This is a genomic window from Amycolatopsis thermoflava N1165 (assembly GCF_000473265.1).
GTDB lineage: Bacteria > Actinomycetota > Actinomycetes > Mycobacteriales > Pseudonocardiaceae > Amycolatopsis_E > Amycolatopsis_E thermoflava.
In genome coordinates this window covers 1,877,798-1,894,852 of the sequence record NZ_KI421511.1, presented here as the reverse complement: position 1 = coordinate 1,894,852, position 17,055 = coordinate 1,877,798, and the positions used below count along the sequence as shown (strand labels likewise).

General features: G+C 68.8%; 17 protein-coding genes. 2 read left to right on the top strand and 15 right to left on the bottom strand.

The genetic code is table 11. The features are described 5' to 3' along the window. Nucleotides 1-90: 90 nt before the first annotated feature. Nucleotides 91-1,473 carry an AbiJ-related protein gene (locus AMYTH_RS44430; RefSeq protein WP_037322452.1) on the top strand — a complete coding sequence of 461 codons (1,383 nt, stop codon included), beginning with the start codon at nucleotides 91-93 and terminating at the stop codon, nucleotides 1,471-1,473. A gap of 117 nt (nucleotides 1,474-1,590) precedes the next feature. Here the strand turns inward: AMYTH_RS44430 and AMYTH_RS44425 are convergent, their stop codons facing one another. From AMYTH_RS44425 to AMYTH_RS0109470, 5 genes are all read right to left on the bottom strand, one after another. Then, nucleotides 1,591-2,298, bottom strand: a complete 708-nt coding sequence (locus tag AMYTH_RS44425; RefSeq protein ID WP_051362609.1) for a MarR family transcriptional regulator — start codon at nucleotides 2,296-2,298, stop codon at nucleotides 1,591-1,593. 181 nt (nucleotides 2,299-2,479) lie between these two features. Continuing rightward, nucleotides 2,480-3,277 carry a hypothetical protein gene (locus AMYTH_RS46975; protein ID WP_051362608.1) on the bottom strand — a complete coding sequence of 266 codons (798 nt, stop codon included), beginning with the start codon at nucleotides 3,275-3,277 and terminating at the stop codon, nucleotides 2,480-2,482. After that, nucleotides 3,274-3,831 carry a hypothetical protein gene (locus AMYTH_RS50235; protein ID WP_228684679.1) on the bottom strand — a complete coding sequence of 186 codons (558 nt, stop codon included), beginning with the start codon at nucleotides 3,829-3,831 and terminating at the stop codon, nucleotides 3,274-3,276. Before AMYTH_RS50235 ends, AMYTH_RS46975 begins: the two co-directional genes overlap by 4 nt. 19 nt (nucleotides 3,832-3,850) lie before the next feature. Then, complete coding sequence (locus AMYTH_RS0109475; RefSeq protein ID WP_027930115.1) at nucleotides 3,851-5,599, bottom strand: vWA domain-containing protein; 1,749 nt, start codon at nucleotides 5,597-5,599, stop codon at nucleotides 3,851-3,853. A 28-nt stretch (nucleotides 5,600-5,627) separates the two neighbouring features. Then, entirely contained in the window at nucleotides 5,628-6,854 is a 1,227-nt protein-coding gene (locus AMYTH_RS0109470) for an AAA family ATPase (RefSeq protein WP_027930114.1), read from the bottom strand. A gap of 954 nt (nucleotides 6,855-7,808) precedes the next feature. On the opposite strand from AMYTH_RS0109470, the gene AMYTH_RS44410 reads away from it, so the two are divergent. Then, nucleotides 7,809-8,264: a winged helix-turn-helix transcriptional regulator gene (locus tag AMYTH_RS44410; RefSeq protein ID WP_051362607.1), complete on the top strand. Its 456-nt coding sequence runs from the start codon at nucleotides 7,809-7,811 to the stop codon at nucleotides 8,262-8,264. A 32-nt stretch (nucleotides 8,265-8,296) separates the two neighbouring features. Here AMYTH_RS44410 and AMYTH_RS44405 read toward each other — a convergent pair whose 3' ends face one another. The 10 genes from AMYTH_RS44405 to AMYTH_RS0109415 form a co-directional block, all read right to left on the bottom strand. After that, a complete protein-coding gene (locus AMYTH_RS44405; RefSeq protein ID WP_228684677.1) occupies nucleotides 8,297-10,924 on the bottom strand; it encodes a BTAD domain-containing putative transcriptional regulator in 2,628 nt (875 codons plus the stop codon). 51 nt (nucleotides 10,925-10,975) lie between these two features. Continuing rightward, on the bottom strand, nucleotides 10,976-11,377 hold the full coding sequence (locus tag AMYTH_RS44400; RefSeq protein ID WP_037323550.1) for a hypothetical protein: 402 nt from the start codon (nucleotides 11,375-11,377) through the stop codon (nucleotides 10,976-10,978). Between the two features lie 17 nt (nucleotides 11,378-11,394). After that, nucleotides 11,395-11,784, bottom strand: a complete 390-nt coding sequence (locus AMYTH_RS0109450; protein ID WP_027930113.1) for a hypothetical protein — start codon at nucleotides 11,782-11,784, stop codon at nucleotides 11,395-11,397. 59 nt (nucleotides 11,785-11,843) lie between these two features. Next, on the bottom strand, nucleotides 11,844-12,398 hold the full coding sequence (locus AMYTH_RS0109445) for a TadE/TadG family type IV pilus assembly protein (protein ID WP_228684675.1): 555 nt from the start codon (nucleotides 12,396-12,398) through the stop codon (nucleotides 11,844-11,846). Further along, nucleotides 12,343-12,705 (bottom strand): TadE/TadG family type IV pilus assembly protein, encoded by a 363-nt coding sequence (locus AMYTH_RS0109440; RefSeq protein WP_267283888.1) that lies wholly within the window; start codon nucleotides 12,703-12,705, stop codon nucleotides 12,343-12,345. The genes AMYTH_RS0109445 and AMYTH_RS0109440 overlap by 56 nt, the downstream gene beginning before the upstream one ends. Before the next feature lie 88 nt (nucleotides 12,706-12,793). Then, entirely contained in the window at nucleotides 12,794-12,982 is a 189-nt protein-coding gene (locus AMYTH_RS0109435; RefSeq protein WP_027930110.1) for a hypothetical protein, read from the bottom strand. Between the two features lie 34 nt (nucleotides 12,983-13,016). Then, nucleotides 13,017-13,910, bottom strand: coding sequence for a type II secretion system F family protein (locus AMYTH_RS0109430; protein WP_027930109.1), 894 nt, complete (start codon nucleotides 13,908-13,910; stop codon nucleotides 13,017-13,019). A 5-nt stretch (nucleotides 13,911-13,915) separates the two neighbouring features. Continuing rightward, a complete protein-coding gene (locus tag AMYTH_RS0109425) occupies nucleotides 13,916-14,821 on the bottom strand; it encodes a type II secretion system F family protein (protein WP_027930108.1) in 906 nt (301 codons plus the stop codon). After that, on the bottom strand, nucleotides 14,809-16,221 hold the full coding sequence (locus tag AMYTH_RS0109420) for a CpaF family protein (protein ID WP_027930107.1): 1,413 nt from the start codon (nucleotides 16,219-16,221) through the stop codon (nucleotides 14,809-14,811). Before AMYTH_RS0109420 ends, AMYTH_RS0109425 begins: the two co-directional genes overlap by 13 nt. Next, nucleotides 16,218-17,036 carry a MinD/ParA family ATP-binding protein gene (locus tag AMYTH_RS0109415; RefSeq protein ID WP_228684673.1) on the bottom strand — a complete coding sequence of 273 codons (819 nt, stop codon included), beginning with the start codon at nucleotides 17,034-17,036 and terminating at the stop codon, nucleotides 16,218-16,220. Before AMYTH_RS0109415 ends, AMYTH_RS0109420 begins: the two co-directional genes overlap by 4 nt. Between the last annotated feature and the right edge of the window lie 19 nt (nucleotides 17,037-17,055).

The window sequence follows — 17,055 nt, the reverse complement described above, 5'->3', positions numbered from 1 at the left end:
TGCTTGTCGGGTTTTCAAGTGACCCGAGCATACTGGTGAGATCGTCTGAACCAGATCTTGTGTCCGTGCGTTGTCCGGGGGGAGACTGAAGTGCCGACCGGCAAAGTTGGGGTAGACGTCGAGGCCGAAGAGTTGGTCCGCGAGCTCGTCGCGACGCTGCATCCCCTCCGGCACGTCGATCTGGACATGGTCGGCGCGACACTGGGGCTGGCAATCCCTTCGGAGCATCCGGAACCGTCGCAGGTTGAAAACGCGGAGTCGCTGTCCAAGAGGCAACGGCTCGACCAGGCTTTCCTTGCTACCCCGCCAAGCCAATATGACTCCGTGTGCGCGCGCTTCCTAGAACGCGGTGGCCTGTCGCCCGAGCTGCGAAGCCGAGTGGAGGACCTTCTCTGGTCACGGGAGGACTGGCCGCCGATCACGGCCAGGATCCGCCGTGAAGTCGCCGAGGCGTTGGACGCATGCGGCGAGATCTGGCTGGAAGGCGACGGGCTTATGGCTCTGGTGAAGCGATACTGGGTGCTGCCCTCGTCGAACTGGTCGTTCGACTGGACGGATCCCTACGAGCCAGTCGTCCGGCACATGATCCGGAACCCGGGCGACTGGACGACGGTTCAGTTCTTTAAGGAGATCGGTGCTCTGGACGGCGGAGGTCGCCGGTTCGTGCTGTTCCTTGAGGGGCTGCTATCGAGTTCTGTCAACCCAGACGAAGCGCGACAGCGGAAGTTGGCTGCGGCGATTCTGCCGATCCTCAACCGTGCCGGTTTGCAGGTCATCGAGTCCGGCACCGTGGACGGCTACCCGGATTTCGCTGTCGTGACTGTCGGCACACGTCCTCGCCCGACTCAACTCATCCTCTTCGCCGGCCAGCATGGTAAGCCCGAGCTGCGGGTCAGCGACGTTCTCGACCAAAGCATTGAGGTACTCACTGGCGAGGACAAGGTGCTTGCCTACGATGTGCCGGTGGGGCAAGGCGGTCTTACCTGGCATGATCTCGAGTCGTGGTGGTCGCATCGCCGGGAGATCCCGGCCGGTCAGGCCAAGGGTGACCTCTGGCGTCGGCTGGTGCAGGCCTGTACCAACGCCTCACCAGCCCAACGCGCTTTCCTGACCACGTATTACGAATACGCGAAGGACCGCGACCCACTCTATGCGCTGCTGCCAGAGGTCTGGCTGCACTGGGACCCAGTGGCCCGGCGACAACGAGGCGAGGACGCTTACCTCAACCAACGCATCGACTTCCTGATGCTGTTGCCCGGGCTCAGAAGAGTGGTGCTGGAAGTGGATGGAGAGCAACACTACGCGACTGCTGACCACCAGCCGAGCCCGCGCATCTACAGCGAGACGACCCGCGGCGATCGTGATCTCCGGTTATCCGGTTACGAGGTCTACCGCTTCAGCGGCTACGAACTCACGAAAGGTCGCATCACCGACACTGTCTCGGAGTTCTTCGACCGTCTCCTGCGGCGATGATGAGCGGGTTCCTGCGGCCGGAAATCGATCTCGCTTGATCGCGTCCAATCCGAAGACCACAACGGGTGGTGTCCTAGCGGATCCGCTAGGACACCACCCGTTTCCGGTCGGCTCTGTCTAGTTCATTGATGCCTGGGACGGAGCGTCGTTGTCAGGCGCGAGCCGGAAACGCCTTGGCTTGTCCTTGGTCCGCACGGCGGTGCCGTCGAGGACCAGCTTGTCCAGCGCGTTGCTCACCGCCCCGGAGGACTTCCCTCCCAGCGCCTTGGCAATTGCTGTGGGGCCGAACTCGTCGTCGGGGTGGTCGCGCAGGTAGTCCTCGACCATGCCGCGTAGCGCTCCAGGTGCGAGCCGGTCAGCCTTCTGCCCGTCGTCGAGGGGCGGGTTGGTGCCGCGCGCGGTCTCCTCCGCCGAGGTGCCGCTGCCTGGCGTTGCGTCCTCTTTGTCCGCCTCGTGGCTGCTTTCCCGGGCGGCCTCGCGGGCCGGCGGGTGCGACTCGGTGGTGGTCGCCGCCGAGTCTGTGCTGGTGCTGACCTCAGGGAGCGGCGCTTCGGTGATCGCCCACGAGTCGGGGGCGCGTCGGCCTCCCTCGGCGATCCCCGGGGTACGGGTCACGCTGCCGTCGGCGGCCCATCGGGCGAGGATCTTCTGCGCGGTCGACCGTCCGATCTTGGCCAGGGTGGCCAGCTCAGTCACGGCGCTGTGGGGATGCGCGTGCAGGGCGGCCCACAGCCTGTCTTCGTTGTCGGTGCGGCCCGCCGGTGCATCCGTGTGGGCGGCGGGGTCGGTCCCGCGGGGCGGGCGGTTGCGGTTCTTGCTGGACATGACTTCCCTCGATTCACTCGTGTGTGATCAGTGCGGTGGGTCATGCCCCGGCCGGGGCGGTGTAGCCCCCGGTGCGCGGCCGGTGTGATCGGGCTACACGTCTATGGACGCTTCCTTCATCCCATGAAGTCAAGCGTGATATGGAAATCCCATGGAAGTCTCTTGTGGACGGTCGCTCCGTCTAGCTGTTCGGTTGGGCATGCTCGGTGGGCGGGGGTGCATAAATGGGGCCGCCCAAAGCGGCGGTGACGCGGCAGCCGAGGGAATCCGGGCCGTGCGCGTCCCAAAAGCCGCGGCAGATGGCTTGTGCGCCGATGGGTGCGCCGGTCGCGGGCAGGGTGTCGTGGCAGACGATCCAGCTTCCCCTCGCCAGCGCCTCGTGGACCATCCGGTCGCGGTAACCGTCCTCCAGGTGCATCGGATTGCCCGGGCGGAAGATGCACGTGCGGCACTTGCTGGAGAGCACGCGGGGTAAGCCGGTTCGGGAATCGCGGACGTCCCCGCACGAATCTTCGATGCCAACCCGTTCCGTCCTGAGGAGTAGGTACGTCCCGGTGACCGGGTGCACGGACTCGCCGGGCTGATCGCTCTGCCAGACCAGTGGGCAGGGAAGGTCCTGGTGCTGTGGCGAGTGCGGCTGCTCGAGGTTGTAGAACTGGCGGGCCGTCCAGTCGATGTTGAGTTCCCGATGATCAGGCAGCACGATGCGCACCCACCAGTGGTCACCGCCCGCGCTGTGACGGGCGGACTCGTCGCCGTAGGTCAGGAACACCTCGCCGTCGACCTGGTGCTCCAGCAATGTTCTGGCGAACGCTCGCGACACGGACTCGGGATCCCAGCCGGCCTCGAACGTCAGTCGAAGCTCGCCCTGGGTTACGTGCGGGAAGTCCCGCCAAATCCCGATCGCGAACAGGGACTCGAACTTCTCGATGGCTGCGCGGACACTGCGGGGCAACCGCTGCAGCTCTACGCGTGTCACTGTCCCGCCCCTTCCGATCCGGCAGTGGTGAGCACGTACACCGCCTCGCTTTCGGAGCCGAGGCAGATCTGCTGGTTGCCGGGGACCACGATGCGCCAGTCGCGCTGCCAGACGCGGTCGGCGCAGTAGTAGCTGCCGACCAGCAGCCCGTCACGGGTGACGGTGCCGTACAGGGTCTGTTGTGCGTCGGCGGGGTCGGCGATGACGGCGGTGATGATGCAGCCGTTCTCGGTGAAGGTGCGAACGACGATCTCGGTGTCGGGTGTCTGGGTCATGGCATTGATCTCCTCTCCTAGGGTGAGCCGGAAGCTGGGGCAGCCGTCGCCCTGGGGGCGGCCCGGGGTCACGGTGGTTACGTGGCGGCCGGTGAAGCGTTCGACTGCGGTGGTCACGGCCCGGGGGTGGGTCATGTCGGCGGTGGCCGGGAAGGTGCATTCCGCCCAGTGGCCTGGTGCGGTGGCGATCGAGATCCGGTAGCGGTCGCCGACGACCTCGCTGAGCGCGCACCACGTCGCGCGGTCCGGATCGGGGAACGGATCGGGTCCGGTGTCCATGGGGCACCTCCTTGCGGTGTCAGAGGGCGGCGCGCAGGGCAGCGGTGGCGGCGCGTCCGATGGCCTGGGCGGTGGTGGCGGGGCCGGTGAGCAGGTGCACGCGTGCCCCGTCGAGCGGCGTGTCGCTCTTGTTGGTGGTCAGCCACAGCACCGCGCACCCGGCGGCGCGTAGCCGGTTAAGCCGCTTCTGGCCTTCGGTCCGTGGCTGGTCCCGGAATTGGCCGTCGGACACGATGACCAGCAGCCGGGCTGCGCCGGGGCTGGACAGGCCGAGCGCGCCGTCGAGGGCGGCGATGGCGGTGGGGATGTCTTCCCAGTTGTCGTCGGACTTGAACTCGGTCACCACGGCCGGGGTTCGGCCTGGGTGGGTCAGGGGCCGCACGTGGTTGCCGAAGATCACGGTGGCGGTGTCGGCGGGCACGCGGGTGTGGCGGGCGGCGGTGGCGAGGATCCAGGCGGCGGAGGCGACGTGATCGCGAGCCCAGCGCATGGTTCCGGACACGTCGCAGGCGATGCCGAGACGGAGCGGTGGAGTGGGGGTCGCGGCACGGGTGATGCGGGTGAACGGCTCGGCGGTGGGCACGGCCCCGGCCGCGCGCTGAGCGTCGGCGGCCAGCGCGCCGCGCATCCGCAACCGCCCCGGCGGGACCACCGAGGTCGTCTTGACCGCGCTCCGCTCGCGCGCCCCCGCGCTGTCCAGGGCACGGGCGAGCACGCGGGCGGCAGTGCGCTCCTCCTGGGTCGGTGGCCGGGTCCCGGCCAGTGCGGTGCGGCCGTCCCTGGGTCCGCCGGGCCGGAACGTCTTCCGGGCAGCGCGGTCGGCCTCCTGCTGGGCCGCCTTCTCGCGCTCCTGCGCGGCGGCCGCACGTGCGGCCGGGTCCTCTGGCGGTTGCTGCCGGGCGACGTTGGCGGCCACGTTGTCCAGCACGGTGGCGATCGCCTCCGCCATCGGCGACTTCGTGCCCGGGGCGGGTGATCCGGTGCCGTTCGGCGTCCCCGAGGTGCCGGGCGGAGTGGGCTGGTTGGGATCGGTGGCGAGGATCCCGCACCATTGACGCCCAAGGTCGAGCATGGTCTCGCCGTCGTCATCGGCCGTGTGCAGCGCTGCCTGCCACACCGCCCGCAGCTTTCCCAGTGTGTCCGGGCCGAGTACGTTCTCGATCACCCGGGCGAGCGGGGCGACCTCGACCTCGGTCAGCACAGCGCCATCGGCCCGCGCGAGCAACAGTGCGGCGGAGCGGGCGGCGTCGGCGGAGGTCATCTGTGGGGCGGTGGCCGGGTCGGCGAACAGGTGCAGGTCATCGGCGACGAGCTCCTTCACGCACGCGCGCAGCCAGTGCCGGTCATCCGGGCGGCGGCGGATCTGCGCGGCTTCCATGCGTGCTTCCTCCAGCAGCATCGCGGCCTCGACCACCCCGGCCGGTGCGTCCTCGGGTGGGTCCCAGGCGGTGTGTTTGGCGTGGCCGCATTCGTGGGTGAGTGCGCCCCAGGTGGCGGCGTAGCGGGTGCGGTCGCCGATGTTGGCCGGGTCGACGGTGGTGGGGTCGACCTTGAGGTTATTGCCATCGACCTCGATCAGCGCCGGACCGGGGTAGAAACAGGCTGCCGCGCCGCCGCCCGCACCCGGCGCGATGGTGACCAGCAGGTCGTCGCGGTCGGCGATGACCGGGACCTCGTCGGCCAGGGCGGCGGACAGGGTGAGCCATTCCGGGCGGGCCGGGAACACGGCGGTACCGGCGGCGGCGGGGTCGGCGAGGTGATTGCTCATGACAGTCCCTTTCGGACAGAAGTCGCGGTCAGATGCGCGTGCCGAGGGCGAGCGGGGCGAGGTCTTTGCCGAACACTTGGCGCACCACGGCGGCGACGGTGGCGCGGTCCTCTTCCGGGGCGGTACCGACCAGGTTCCCGGCGGCGGCCTCGACGCCGAGTACGTCGGCGATCTTTTGGAACGCCAGAAGCTCGCGAAGCTGGGGCGCCCACCCGGTTTCGCCGTTGGCGTGCCGGGTGGCGAGATTCCGGGCGATCTTCACTGCGCGCTTGTCGATCTTGAGCTGCGCGGCGAGGTCGTAGTCGGTGGACACGTGGATCTGGGCGGCGAACCGGGATGACAGGGCGTCGGTGAGCACCGCGCCGTGCACGCCGGGGTTGTGCCCGGCGACCACGTAGAACCCGGGCGCGGCGTCGATGATCTCGCCCCCGTTGGCTTTGATGATGATTTGGCGGCGGCCGTCCATCGCGGGGTAGACCACGGCTAGCACGGTCGGGGGGATCAGGGTGGCGTCGTCGATGAACAGGGTCCGGCCCTCACGCATCGCGCGGACCAGCGGGCCGTGGATGAACGTGTAGCGCACGGTCCCGTTCTCGTCCACGGTCTGGGCGTATTCGCCGACCAGGTCGGCGACCGTGGTGTCGCCGTCGCCCTGCACGGTCAGCAGGTCGGGGAACGCGGCCTCGACCACCGACGTCTTCCCGGTACCGGGCGGGCCGTACATCAGGGCGGGAATTCCGGCGTCCCGCAGTTTCCGCAACGCGACCACGTCCGGCATCCCGGACAACAACCGGGGGTGGTACGGGGTGCCGTTCGGACGGGTCACCGGGCCGGTGACCGGCGCCGGGGCCGGGGTGGGTGGCGTGGCTGCCGGGGCTGCAGCGGGGGCCGGTGCCGTGGTGGTCCTGTTCGGACGGGCCGCCCGGGTGGTGGCGGGTGGCCGTGGGGGCGCGGGAGTGATGGTGGCTGCGGCGACGGTATCGGTGGTCGCGGTCGCGCCGTAGGTCAGCGGTGCGGCCGATGCCGTGAAGGCGTGCCCCTGGTCGGCCAACGCTTTCAGCGCGTTCCCGACCGCACCCGACGAGCGGCCGCCGAGTTTGGCCGCGATCGCGCGCGGGGTCAACGGCGTGCCGTGGTTGTCGGCCAGGACCCGCGCGACCATCGCGCGCAGTTCGCCGTTGCGCAGCCGGGAAGTGGTCCCGGACCCGGCTGCGGGGGTGGCCGATACCGTGCCAGGCGACATGGGGGCGGTCATGGCGGGCTCCTTTCGATGGATCGCGGGTTACGATTCGGCCAACGTGGTGCACGGAAATTCGTCGCTGGTCCCGAATGGACAAACCACCATCAGGTCCGTGTATCCCATGGCCCGCAACATGGCCGCAGTGGCGTAACCGCCACGGTTCCGGCGGGTCCGGGTACGCGGACCGTCGGGGCCGTACACCGTCATTTTCCGACCGTCGAAAGCGATTCGGTACGCGGTCACGGTGCTGCCATCGGGCTCATTCCAGACAAATGGTGTGGTGTCCATGGTTCCCCCATTCAGGTTCTGCGGATGATTTCCGGTTTCCCCGGCGACAAATCAATTATGACTCGACATGCGGCCCGTGCGCAATAGGTTCGGCCGTGCTTTTTCGAGACTCTTTTCCTGCGTTTTCGAACCCTGTCGAATTGGCACAATTTCTCCCACCCTTCGCCCTGTTTGCGCTGGTCAGAGGTCTGTCCATGTCGTCGCAATGGTTGAATTGGTATGTTTATAAAGAGGGTTAAATTGAACCGCTGGCTGTTCATTTATATGCGAAATATGAAGTGGGAGGGTGAACGACGCCTGCGGCGGGGACCGGCTGGCCCGCCGTCCTGTCCCGCCTGGCCGGCCCTGATGTGCTGACCGCCTTGCGGCGGGTCGAGTCTGGGGTGCCACCGGATCCCCTGATGGTGCCCTGACCAGGTGCTTTCGCGTCGCGGGGGGATGGCGCTCTAATCGGAGCCCTGATGTGAGCCCCATGTTGATCCCCCAGGTGATCCTCGTCTGGTCCGCCCCTGCTGCGCCAGCTCGGCTGCTGATCGTCAGTGCCCGGTGAGCGTGGATTGAGTAGTTCTACGGTTGGGCGCGTTGCTCCGTTTGGCGTAGCGTGGGCTTGTCGAGGTGCCCTCGTCGACGAGGGTGAGTCGGTACCTCGACGGTCCGGGTCGGCACACGTGGGGAGGCGTGGTGGCGGAGCGAGACGACGGGGTCCTGCGGGGCCTGTACGACTTGAGGAACCTGTTCGGGGACAAGTGGGTGCCGGCGATAGTCGTGGCACTCCGAGATGGCCCGCTGCGTCGGGTAGATATTCTTTCCACGGTCAACTCGTATTTCATCGACGAGAACTGGACGGATAAACACCCCGTCCTGCACGATAGCATTCTGGCGCGGACCCTGAAAAAGATGCGCATGCAGGGGTTGGTCGTCCGGGAACGCAGTACGAAGTCTTTTCCGCCGGAGGTCGAATACTCTTTGAATCCGGCTGTCGTCGAGGCGCTCGAGGCAGCGGAGCCGCTGATCGCCTGGACTCGGGCGCACTCTGACTTGTTGGCCCAGGCCCAGAAATACAGCCGCGAGCACGGTCCGCATGGCGGGCCGTCCGCGGACGAGGGCGATGACGATTTTCCGTCGAGGCCGGCCTGAACGAGGATCATCCCGCCGTGGCGCACTCGTGGTCACCCGGCTTTGTTGTATCCGGTTGCGGGTGTTGCGACGGCTTCTGCGTGGACTTCGTGGCGGCGTTGCAACCGGTCAGCCAGGCCGATCGTTTCCGGGCTGGGTTCTTCGTCGACCTCGGCGAGGCGAGTGGAGAGCAGCGTCAGGGTCCGCGGGATCGCGTCGACCTGACCGAGGCGTTCCTGCAGGCGCATGATGTCGCGGTAGATCAGCTCGTTGTGCGGGTCGAAGGCGCGGGCGATCTCAAGGAGGTCCAAGGTCTGCTGGGGGTCCTGGTCGACCAGGGCTCTTGCGAGCGCCGCGACGGCGTCGATGGCGTCACGGCGGATGGATTCCCGGGCGGTCTCGATCCATTCCGTACTCATGCCGTCGGCGAGGGGACCGGTATAACTCTCGACCGTGCGGCGGTTGGCGTCGATCCGGTCCTGCTGGGTCGTGGCCGCGCGCCGCGAAGCCACTGCGGCGGCGAAGCAGTGGTAGTCGACTTCGACCAGGGCGGGATTGAGGCGGTAGCGGCCTTCGCCGGCCAGTATCACGTCAGTGAGTTCGCCACTGGTGGCGGCGCTGACTGCCCGCCGGAGGCGGCTCAGGCTCGTGTTCAGGGAGTTGGTCGTCTTCTCGGGGGGACTTGCCGGCCACAGGGCCGCGGTCAGTGCCTCACGGCTGACGCCGTCCGGGTGCAGCGCCAAGAACACCAGCAGTTCACGCACCCGGGGCTGGAATGCAGAGGTGACCTCGTTCTCGACGACCTCAGCGGCAGGCGGGGGCTGGGGTCGCCACCACACCCGGACCGGGCCCAGAACGGTGACTCGCAGCGGCGCGAGCGAGTCCTGCTGGTGTCCGGTCGCGCGCTGTTGAGATGAAACGAGGGGAACGACGGCCGGATCAGCAGAGCCGGCTGTCGCCCCGAGAATCTCCAGCCCTGCGTCGGGCTGTTCCCCGGCGCGCTTCCCCGCGGCGAGCTCGAGATCGGACTCCTGCTCGGGCAGAGTTGTCCGCTGGTCGTCTCCGTGCGGTGTGTCGGCTTGGCGAAGCAGGGCTAGCAAGTCGGCGAGGTGGTCGTCGCCGACGCGGAACATGCGCGTGCCGCGGAGTCGTTCGCCTGGGCCGGGATTGGTGGCGGAAACGGTGCCGTCGTCTCGAACGTAAGTAGTGACGCCGGCGGGCCACTGGCCCAGCAGCACCCCGGTCACGCCGAAGCCCGAGCCGTTGTCCAGAACCGCCTGCACCCGTTCTCGGTTGCGTTCCGGCGTCCGAGCGATGAGCAGGATGGGTGGCAATGATGGTGGATGGGTATCGGCGGTCTGGCGGGCGCGGGACAGCGTCTCGGCTTCGAGGTCGTCCAGGGCGGCATCAAGATCGCCGGTCAGCTGCACGCCTGTCGGCAGGAGGTCCTGGTCCGCGTGATTGCCCAGCAGGGCCTCCGCGTCCTCAGCTGGGCAGATCACGCGCGTCCCGGAGGCCGTGCTGGCGGCGACGAGCAGTGCCCGTGCCGCAGCTGGTGCGCCCTCGCCGATGAGGCCGAGTCCGCGGACCGCGGCGAGGTCCAACGCGAGCTCTCGGCCGTCTCGTATGCCGACGGGCAGAGTGCTGTCCTGCGCGTGCAGCGGTTCCGGCCCGTTCGGCAACTCGTTGGCGGGCGCGTCCGACTCGTCCTCCTGGGTGGCTCGCAGATGGGCCAGGCGTAGCTGGTACACCACCGGCGCGACGGGCAGGTCACTACGGTCGCCGCTGCCGGGTCGGTAGCGGCGGCGGCGCCGGCGTCGCGCGATGAGCAACGCTGTGCTGATCGCGGACGCGAGTCCGAGTCCGACGAACAGCTCATCGCCCCACCGGAACCCCGCCGCACCTGAGGGAGGCGGCTGCATGTCGTGGACGGGCGGCTTCGGTTCGGGGCTGCGGTGCGCTGGCTCTTCCGCGGGATCCGCCGTGGACGGAGGCTTGATCTCCGTTGGGCTGCTCGCGGCAGCTGGCAACCTGAACTCCTCGCCGGGGAAAATCAAGCTGGGCCGGTCGAAGAAGCCTCCGTTGGGCTGCGGTTTGCCTCGGTTGAGGTCGAAGATCTCCGGCCAGCGTTTGCCGTCTCCGAGCGTGCGCTCGGCGATGCGCCACAGCGAGTCGTGCACGCCGGTTTTCGGGTCCGGCGCAAGGGCCACCACGGTCCTCGCCGTGACAGCCTCCTCGGCGTTGTTCTGCTCATAGGCGACGACCCTCACGTCGGAGGCGGCGACGAACTCGGCGCTCAAGTTCGTACCCGTGGTGACGCCCTGGTCGAAGCGTTGACCCACGATCGCGATCAGGATCGCACCGACGAGAGCAGCGCTAGCCCGGCGGACTGGGCCGGCTGCAACCACGTCGGGAACGCGCATGCCGCGCACCATGTCGACGGCGCAGCGAGCCACGTCCACCGCGAACAGCGCCCAAACCACCCAGCTGAGGCAGGCGAGGAAGCTCAGCAGGAAGGTTGCGGTCATGGGTCCGAGCAAAACGCCTTCGATCTCCGCCAAGGTCGGCAGGTGGTCCGGCAGGGGCCACCCGACGAATCGGATGAGCGCCCACGGCAGACCGCCGAGCAGAGCAAGCAGGACCATTGCGGCGAGCAACCCGCGAAGCACCCTGATCGTCACGACGACAACGGCGCCAGCTCTACGCATCGACATGCCAGGCATAGGACTCGCTTACGTGAGCTGAGCGACCTTGAGATCGCGGGTTCCAGCGACCGGCGAGGCCGCCGAACCACCCGGTTGTCCGCTCGCCTGAGACGAACTCCGGGAACGAGTGCCTGCCTTGCTCGGGGTCGCCTTCTTTCGCTTGCTCCGGGTGGGCTTGCGGCCGGCGACCCACTGCGTGAGGTCTGAGACCTTCAGGTCCGTGAACCGCGCCAGCTCGTCGATGCTGATGACGTCCTCGGCATCAGCGACGATCTCGCCGAGTTGCCCATCGACGTCCTCGAGCTGGGCGACGATCGCGGCTCGGCGCTGGGCAAGCTGGTTCACCTGCTGCGCGGCCGCTTTCCGCCTTGCAGTACGCGGGGCGTCGACGTCTTCGATGCGGTGCTCGACCTCGTCATCGGTTGGCATGATCACTCCCCTTTCCGTCATGGTTGAACAGCAGTGATTCCGCGCTGAGGGTGCGCACTTCCCTGGCCGTGCACGGCCAGGGAAGTGATCCCGATCAGCCCGAGCAGCCGGGTTGGGTGTGCGGCGGTCACGGTCACCGTGACGGTGTCGCCGGAGATCATGACCGTCCCGCTGGCGCCTTCGGCAGCCAGGTGGGCTTGCGCCCTGGCGATGGCTTGCGTGGGTATCAAGCGGAGTGTGCCGCTGCTCCGGTAGGCGGTGAGATCGATGGCCTGCGCGCCGGCGCGCGCAGCGGATTCGGCTTGTCCGTTCGCCCGGACCTTGGCGGCGAGCGCGAGGCCGCCGTCGAGGGTCAGGCCGGCCAGCGCGAGGATGGCGGACACCAGCACGACGACGAAGGCGGACACGCGGCCTTCGTCCGCCCGCCACCAGCCGGTCCCACTCGCCGGGCCGGGATGTCCGGACATCATGACGGCGCCCCGGTGTTCAAGGTAGAGCGCCAGACGTCGACTGGCTCGATCGCGGTGGCGCTCAACCGCTTGCCGCCGGGCACGCCGAGCATGAGGGCGTCGCCGAAGTCGACGTCGCACACGACGGTCACCACGACAGTGCCGCCAGGACGCAGTCCATTGGTCGAGGTGGTCGCCGTGAAGGACCGGCAAGCGACACCTGCGTCGGCCAGGGTCGCGGCGGCGGTGGACTGGGCAGCACGGGTCGCGGCCGCGGTGGTGCGCTCGATGCTCGCAGCACGGGCCGCCTGATGGGCGGCGTCGTCAATGCGGATCCGTGCGTCCACACCGCGGTGGATGACGACGCCGACGAACACCAGGAGCATGATCAGCAACGGGGCCACGAGGGTGACTTCGGACGCGACCGACCCGCCGTCGCCTCGCCACCAGGAGGCCCAGCTCGCGCGGATGCCGATTCGGCGCTCTAGTGATCGCTCACGGGCTCTCGTCATCAAGTCATCCGCTCGTCTCGTCCGGAACGAACCGTTCGACAGGTCCGGCGGCTTCGGCATGCACCGGCAGCGTCAAGAACGGCACCACCGAGGTGGCTGTCCCGGAAATCCGGACCGCGGCGGCTGCTGGGCCACGGTCGGTCGAGACGGCGGCGCCGCGCAGTGGACCATTCCCGAGCTGGCCGAGGAGTTGTTGCGCGCTGGCCGTCCCCGCTGCGGCCGTCCCGTTTTGTGAGCGCGCGGTCGCCAGCCCTTGTGCGGCGGCCGCTTGGGCGATGTGCGTCGCGTGCGACCACAGAGCGAACTGCACGATGGCCAGCAGCACCAGCAACAGCAGGGGAGTGGCGATCACCAGCTCAGCGCTCACCGAGCCACGATCGCTCGCCAGCGCCCTGCGGAGCCGTATGCGCCAGGGACTCGGTTCTGCGCGGAGGGTTTGCCTGCGGTTCATGGCGTCACATGTCGATGCTGTTCGCCTTGGAGGTGACCTTGGCGACGATGATCGCGAGCACCGCGATGGCGGCGACGACCAGCAGTGCCGTGACGAGCACCGTTTCGGTCGAATACCCCGCGTCCGGCTCCCGGCGCAGCAGCTCCACCCGAGCCCGGACGACGGTCCACAAGGTCTCCCACTGTGAGGGCATCAGAGTCTCCAATCGTGAGTCGAATTCAACGCGGTCACAGACCATTGAGGACTTGGACCAGCGCGGGATAGGCGATGAAGGCGAGGAACCCGAGGAACAACGCCATGACCGGCAGCGACATGCGTTCGGTTGCCGCTTGAGCGTCGCCCTCGGCTTCGGTGATCTGGTGGGTGCGCAGGGCCTGTGCTTTGGCGGCCAAGGAGGTGCGAACCTTGGCACCCTCGGTGCCGGCCAGGCTGACCGATGCGGCGAGCTCGGCCAGTTCGGTCACGTCGAGTTCCTCGCCCAGCTGGCGCAGGGCTGCCCACGGTGTGGTGCGGGTCAGGCGGGCGGTGTCCAGTGCTCGTCGGATCTGCGCGAAGGCCCAGCCGCGGCCGATCGCGACGGAGTCACCCAGTGCGCTGTCGACCCCAGCGCCACCGGCGAGAGTGATCCACACGAGGTCGAGGTTGGCCGACAGCGCATGGCGGAACCCAGCCCGGAGTTTCGCGGCTTCCGAGCGGACCTGAAGGTCGGGAAGGACGAATCCCGCCGCGGCGAGCACGAGTCCGGCGATGACCGGGAGCCCGACACCGAGACCGAGCCCGGCGACCGTGAGTATCCCGCCCAACAGGGTGGGCAGCACCAGGCCGGCCACCGCGAGGGTGGCCTTCTCCGCGAGATGGGTCGAGCTCGAGCGGCCGATCACCGTGAGGTCGCGTGTGAGACGTGGTCCGGGCAGGCCAAGGGCACGCAATGGCGCGACCGCGGGCCGGCCGAGGCGTGCCGCCCAGCCGGCGTTCCCGGTAGCGAGGATCGGCTCCGGTCGCGGTGGTTCGGTAGCGTGAGCCAGAACGAGCCTCAAGGCTGGCCGCGGCGGGAACAGGTAGACCGCGACTGCCCAGAACCCGATGCCAAGCCCGGCGCCGAGTGCGAGGGAGATGATCAACGTGCTCACTCCTGCCTCCCGATGACCACTCGCCCGTCCTCGGTCGTCGGCGCGGCGAGGAACCGGTCAGGTTGCGGCATGCGCGCGATGCGACTCAGCCAGGCGAACCCGGCTGCGAACAACCCGCCGATCATCAGCAAAACAATCTGGCCGGTGGCACTGTCGTAGGCGCCCATGTAGCCACGGTTGAGCAGCACCACCGCCACCGCGAAGGCCAACGTGGTGCCGACGATCACCCGGACCGACGTGCGAGTGCGGGCCCGCCCGGCCTCCACACGCATCCGCATCGAAGCCTGGCCGCGGGCCGCCTCGGCCAGCGACCCGAGCAAGTCCGCCAGCTGGCGGGTCTGCTGCTCGGCGGCCAGCAGCAAGGCGGCGATCACCAGGTCGCCTACGGGGTCGTCCAGCCGCTCACCGAGCCGCCGCAAGGCTGGAGCGAGCCGGTCGCCGGCCTCGATCCCCGCCGCGAGCTCACCAACCTCACGACGGATCGCCGGCGGGGCCAACGGCGCGGTAGCGAGGATGGCCTGCTCCAACCCAGCTGCGGCAGACAGCGTGTCACGCAGCATCTCCGCCCAGGTCGCGACAGCTTCGATGCGAGCGATCCGACGGGCGTGCTCGGAGTCGCGGCCGAGAACTTGTGGCAGCGCCCAGCAGGCGAGCCCGGCGAGGATGCCGCCGACCAGCCAGCCGGTGACGAGGCCGGCTACCAGTCCGGCGGCCACCGCGAGAGCAAGCCGGAGCGAGCGCCGCGGGTCTGCGGCATCTTCGCGGCGCCGGACACGCCGGGGGAGGCGAGGGTCGGCCCCCCGTAAGGCGAGGACGACCAGTAAGAGTCCGAGCCCGGTTCCGGCGCCGAGCAGCGCCGCGATCGCCGTGGTCGCGCTGAGGGTGGCGGTCATGGCCCCCACCAGCCCTCAGGGTTTTCCAGCACGCCGGGGTCGAATCCGGCGTCGACCAGGTCATCGAGGGTGTCAGTGCGCAGGGCGCCGGCAACAGGACGAGCGCGGCGATCCGGACCGGGACGGTAGATCTCGTTGGAGATGACCTGCGGGCCATCGGCGCCGACGACCTCGCGGATCGAGGACACCACCCGGGTTCGCCGGTCGCCGGCACGAGCCAGGTGCACGACGAAGTGCACCGCCGAGGCCACCAGCAGGTTCGTAGCTTCCAGCGGGAGCCGTTCCACGCCTTGAGCGGCGTAGGAAGCGAGGCGGGTGAACGCGATCCGCGAGCTGGACGCATGCAGCGTGGCCATCGACCCGTCGTTGCCCTGGGACATCGCATTGCACATCGGGATGACCTCCGGCCCGCGGATCTCCCCGACGATGACGCGGTCCGGGCTCATCCGCAGCCCCCAGCGCACGAGCTCGGCCTGGGAGATCGCTCCCTCGCCTTCGACGTTCGGCTCACGGGCTTGGAAGGCAGTGACGTCGGCGTGGATGTCGGGGTCGTGGTCGAGACCGAGCTCGAAGGCGTCCTCGATGGTGACGATCCGTTCCATCGGATCCATCTCGGAGGCCAGCGCCCGCAGCAGGGTGGTCTTCCCGGCTCCGGTGCCGCCGGTGATCAGGATGTTCTTGCGGGCTTTGACCAGCGTCCGCAGGAACTGCTCCAGACCGGGGTCGAGAGTCCCGCGCCGACGGAGGTCCCGCAAGGTGACGGTGAGGTAGCCATGCCGCCGGATCGACAGGGCGGTCACCCCGCCGGCCGTCAGCCCCATCACAGCGAACAGCCGTTCTCCACCGGGAAGCTGGAGGTTGACCGCCGGAGATCCCTGGTCGAACCGCCGTTCCTGACTGCTAGCGCGTGCCGCCAGCAGCCGGACCAGATCGGTCAGCTCCTCATTGGACGATGCGATCGGACCGACGCGAGCACGGCGTCCGTCGTTGTACTGCACGAAAACGCGGTCATAACGGTTCGCGTTGATAGTCTCCACCGTCGGGTCGTCCAGCAACGGCTGCAACCCCGCCATGCCAAACAGCTCGTTGACGACTTCGGTCACCACTCGCTGCTCGACGTCGCGTGGAAGCAACTCCCGCCCGGCGGCCAACTCGTTCTCCGTGTGCCGTCGCAGCGCGTCGTCGATGATCCCGCGCGCCAGCTCGCGGCGCGCCTCGCGAGTGGCAGTGCTGCCGGTGCGGTCCTGCTGGTCAGCAACCCGCTGAGGCAGCTCGGCGTTCAGTTGCTCACGCAGATACCGGCGTAACCGGCTCACCGCGTCCGGCGGCTCCCCGACGGGCCAACTCGTCGGCGACTTACTCACGCCCGACCCGTTGAGCGTCTGCTCCCGTGCGGTCGGCGGCGTCATGGCCTCTGTCCTCCGGCGAAGGGCGCCGGGCGCACACCGTTGGGCGAGACAGCGGCAGGCGGGACACCCGGGACCATCTGCAGCGCCGGGATCGGTGTGTGCAGCTGGGCTGGCTCCGGCGCGGTCGGGCTCTGCCGGGTGGCGAGTTCGCCGGCGACCTTCTGCGCGAACTGCCCGAGCGCGGAACGAGCGGGCCCCCAACGCCGTGTGGCCGGCCGGCCACACAACACGGCGGCACCGCGTACGTCGTGAGGCACCCGACCCAGTGGCGGCACCCCGAGTTCGCGGGCGACCTCGGCCTCGGAGTAGCCCGGGCCGACCAGGAGAAACACGGGATTCGGAGTCCACCGGGCCACGGTGGGCAGTCGCCGTGGCAGGTGCGCGAGGTCGTCGGCATGAGCACGTGACAGGAGAACCATCGCATCGCAGGACCGGGCGATCGGTACACCCGGCGAGCCGGGATCCACGCGACCGCAGTCCACGATCACCACCACCCCAGGCTGGTTGGCAGCCTGGCGGAGCAGCTCGAGACCGCTGGCCGGATGCTGGGCAAGGGCTGCCAGCGCAGCGCGCGTCTGCTCGGCATCCGGGGGAGCGGCGATCACACGCAGCCCACCGCGGAGTTCCTGCGTGTGCTGCCAAACGAGGTCGGCATCACCGCCGCGGCGCGCGGCGGCTGCCAAGCTGACGAGCCCGGGCGTCGAGGCCAGCGAGAACCGGAGGGCAAGGTCCCCGCCCGAAGGGTCAGCCTCGACCACCAGCGCGCGCGACGGTCCCGGCCAGCGCGCGGCCAGGGCCACGGCGAACGTCGTCACGCCAGGGGACCCCTTCAGT

Excerpts from the sequence above, each read along its gene's own strand:
- AMYTH_RS44425 (WP_051362609.1), bottom strand. The coding sequence starts at position 2,298 with ATGTCCAGCAAGAACCGCAACCGCCCGCCCCGCGGGACCGACCCCGCC.
- AMYTH_RS50235 (WP_228684679.1), bottom strand. The coding sequence starts at position 3,831 with ATGGACACCGGACCCGATCCGTTCCCCGATCCGGACCGCGCGACGTGG.
- AMYTH_RS0109475 (WP_027930115.1), bottom strand. The coding sequence starts at position 5,599 with ATGAGCAATCACCTCGCCGACCCCGCCGCCGCCGGTACCGCCGTGTTC.
- AMYTH_RS0109470 (WP_027930114.1), bottom strand. The coding sequence starts at position 6,854 with ATGACCGCCCCCATGTCGCCTGGCACGGTATCGGCCACCCCCGCAGCC.
- AMYTH_RS44400 (WP_037323550.1), bottom strand. The coding sequence starts at position 11,377 with ATGCCAACCGATGACGAGGTCGAGCACCGCATCGAAGACGTCGACGCC.
- AMYTH_RS0109445 (WP_228684675.1), bottom strand. The coding sequence starts at position 12,398 with ATGCCGAAGCCGCCGGACCTGTCGAACGGTTCGTTCCGGACGAGACGA.
- AMYTH_RS0109435 (WP_027930110.1), bottom strand. The coding sequence starts at position 12,982 with ATGCCCTCACAGTGGGAGACCTTGTGGACCGTCGTCCGGGCTCGGGTG.
- AMYTH_RS0109420 (WP_027930107.1), bottom strand. The coding sequence starts at position 16,221 with ATGACGCCGCCGACCGCACGGGAGCAGACGCTCAACGGGTCGGGCGTG.